This is a genomic window from Sporomusa sp. (assembly GCF_057736855.1).
The window spans coordinates 5,671-8,915 of record NZ_JBYKYF010000117.1; the positions used below are offsets into that span (position 1 = coordinate 5,671).

General features: G+C 43.8%; 3 protein-coding genes. All 3 read right to left on the reverse strand.

Features of this window, described 5'->3' with window-relative positions; all coding sequences use genetic code 11:
* Positions 1-463 precede the first annotated feature (463 nt).
* On the reverse strand, positions 464-1,696 hold the full coding sequence (locus AC29Z1_RS09280; RefSeq protein ID WP_488271178.1) for an LL-diaminopimelate aminotransferase: 1,233 nt from the start codon (positions 1,694-1,696) through the stop codon (positions 464-466).
* Positions 1,697-1,892: 196 nt separating this feature from the next.
* The gene (locus AC29Z1_RS09285; RefSeq protein ID WP_488271179.1) at positions 1,893-2,564 is read right to left on the reverse strand and encodes an energy-coupling factor transporter transmembrane component T family protein; all 672 of its coding nucleotides are present in this window, start codon (positions 2,562-2,564) and stop codon (positions 1,893-1,895) included.
* The coding region (locus AC29Z1_RS09290; protein ID WP_488271180.1) for an energy-coupling factor ABC transporter ATP-binding protein at positions 2,557-3,245 on the reverse strand (689 nt) is incomplete at its 5' end. The genes AC29Z1_RS09290 and AC29Z1_RS09285, both read right to left, overlap by 8 nt.

Sequence of the window (3,245 nt, forward strand, 5' to 3'; positions counted from 1 at the left end):
CAATGTCTGCTCTGCCACTTGCCGCACCTTGCCTGCGGCAAACTGAAAAAGACATATCCCTACTACTATAATCACAACAACCATAAGCAGCCCAATTTTTTTCTTGCTCCACGCTATCTGAGGCCCTACTGCAGTTTGTGGTCCTTCATTCACAAATTACGCCTCCACTCCTGCTAAAATATACGCGCACTCTTTAGTTTGCCAACTAGTCGGGTTTTGAAACAGAAACTATATCTTTAATCATTCTACCTAAGCCCATCGATCTCCTGTTCTGTAAGTGCAGGCAACTCCTTCCTTGTCTGACATTGTCTTGAAACCGCTCTGTTTTTCTCATATGTTTCTCATATATAAAAAGAGATTGCTTCACTACGCACACGATAGGCAAGGTACAATCATTACCCAGTTACCTATCCTGACAAGCAGTAGTGCAGCAATCTTTATTATTGTAACTGTACTATATGTATTATAATTTTAACTTGGTTTTAATACGTTCAATTGCTTCCTGCGTACTTTCCTGGCTACCAAACGCCGTAAGCCGGAAATAGCCTTCACCGGCTGGGCCGAAGCCAGCACCTGGTGTACCAACAATATGGACTTCAGTTAAAAGTTTGTCAAAAAAGGACCAGGAATCATAACCCTTCGGCGTCTTTAACCAAATATAAGGCGCGTTGACTCCGCCATAGGCTTCTAGACCGATACTCTGCAAGCCTTCACGGATTGTTTTGGCATTAGTCATGTAGTAATTAATAAGTTCTCTGACTTGCTTCTGGCCTTCAGGCGAATAGACTGCTTCAGCACCGCGCTGGATAATGTAGGGCACTCCGTTAAACTTGGTTGTCTGGCGACGATTCCAGAGCTTGTTCAATGGGAACTGCTTGCCGTCTTTTGTAATGCCCATTACTGTCTTAGGTACAACGGTATAGGCGCAGCGGGTGCCAGTAAAACCGGCTGTTTTAGAAAACGATCTGAACTCAATAGCTACCTCTTTAGCACCTTCAATTTCATAGATGCTATGGGGAACATCCTTTTCCTGAATATAAGCTTCATAGGCAGAATCATAAAGGATAATTGACCCATTAGCCTTTGCATAGTCTACCCATTTTTTCAATTCTTCTTTCGATAAGGTAGTGCCTGTTGGGTTATTGGGAACACATAAGTAAATGAGGTCTACCCGTTCTTCAGGCAACTTAGGAGTAAAATTGTTTTCAGCATTACAAGTCAAATAGGTAACACCAGCAAATTTACCGTCAACCAGTTCACCAGTACGTCCAGCCATAACGTTAGTATCCAGATACACGGGATACACCGGATCAGTAATCGCTACCACATTATTAATTCCGAAAATCTCCTGAATATTGCCGACATCGCTCTTAGAGCCGTCGCTGATAAATATTTCATCAACATCCAGCGTCACACCCCGTGGTGCATAATCGGTAGCAATAATCTTCTCAATAAGAAAAGCGTAACCTTGTTCAGGGCCATAGCCGCGGAAAGTCTTAGCATCTGCCATTTCGTCAACAGCAGTATGTAACGCCTTGATTACTGCTTGAGGCAAAGGTCTGGTTACATCACCAATACCCAGTCTAATAATATCAGCAGTAGGATTATTCTCCTTAAATTTGGTCACGCGCCTCGCTATTTCAGCAAACAAATAACTCCCAGGCAATTTAAGATAGTTGTCGTTTATAAAGGCCATACTTTGAAACTCCTCTCTGGTTTAATTAATTTTGCATTTGAAAATTGTTCCCCAAAATAGTGAGGGCAATGCAATCACTACATTTGTAAAATAGTATATTCTGCCATAAAAATACTTTTCCTGCATTTTTCTGTAAAAAATAATTACTAGCATTCAGATTTTTAATGCTAGTAATACATTCTTCTTATAATTATCATTATCGCAAAATCACTAATCCTACAGTCAGCGCCAACATTAAGAGCAAAAACACATAATCAATATTAGTCAGTACTACGTCAGAAGTAAACTGACGCCGCCCTTTACGGCCAAAACCTCTAAGCTCGAGGCTCATCGCCATGGTTTCCGAACGGGATACTGCCCGCAGCACCAATGGTTCAACAATAGCAACATAGTCCCTCAAACGCTTTAGAGGATTACCGCGAAAAACATAGCCCCGACAGGCCTGTGCTTCACGGACAATCCGGCTTTCTTCCAGAAAATCCGGAACAAATCGGAGAGCAGAAGTAAACATAAAAGCATATTCATACGGTATCCGGCACTGACTGACCAGCGCCGCCGTCAAATCCTGCAGTCTGGTTGTCGCCAGCAAAAAAACAAAAATACTTGACATGGCAAACATTTTTAGACCAGTCATTAAAGAAAATTCCAACGTACTGCCAAACACGTATTGCAGGGCAGCTAACATTACGGCAAACACCGTTAACCCAGCAATGGCTTTACAATGCTTACCTGACGGACGATGTAGCGAAAGCAGCAATAGTTCTCCTCCAACCAAAATGGCTAGCCCAGTTAGTGTAGGGATCAGCCAAGCCCAGCGCGAAACCGCAGCAGTTAAAATCAGTTTTGTAAGCGGCGCAAGTTTAGGCATGTTTTTCCCTCCTCTGGTTTATCGCACAACAAAGTAATCGAGTTAGTTCTGCCGCATCTTGGGCATGTACTCCGTTAAGTTGCCGGCTGAGAGCCATAGCAGCCGGGGGAATCAGACCCCATTTCCCGATCTCCTGACTGCCGTCAAACAGGGAAGCCGGCGTACCATCAAATACTTTTACACCTTTATCAAGAACAACAGTCCTGGTAGCATACTGAGCAATAAGTTCCATATCATGAGTAACTAAAATTATAGTAATTCCCTGCTTATTCAAGCTAACTAACAAATCCATCAAATGTTGAGCTTCCCAGGGGTCCTGCCCGCTGGTGGGCTCATCTAAGATCAGCATCTTGGGCTGCATAGCAATGGATGAAGCAATAGCCACCTTTTGTTTTAGTCCGCGACTAAGCGTCCGAGGAAATTTATCGGCGACCTCTCTTAATCCGGTCATACTGAGCGCCTGGGATACAGCCTCAGCAATCGCCTCAGGAGCAAACCCTAGCTGTTCTGGCCCATAAGCCACCTCTTGGGCAACTGTATCCCGAAAAATCTGCCTGTCAGGGTTTTGGAATACATAGCCAATATTGCGGGCCATATCAGCCGGTGTCAGGGGAGCGGTAACCTGGACTTGAAAAAAGATACTGCCGCTGGTTGGTTTTAATAATGACATAGCTAACCGCG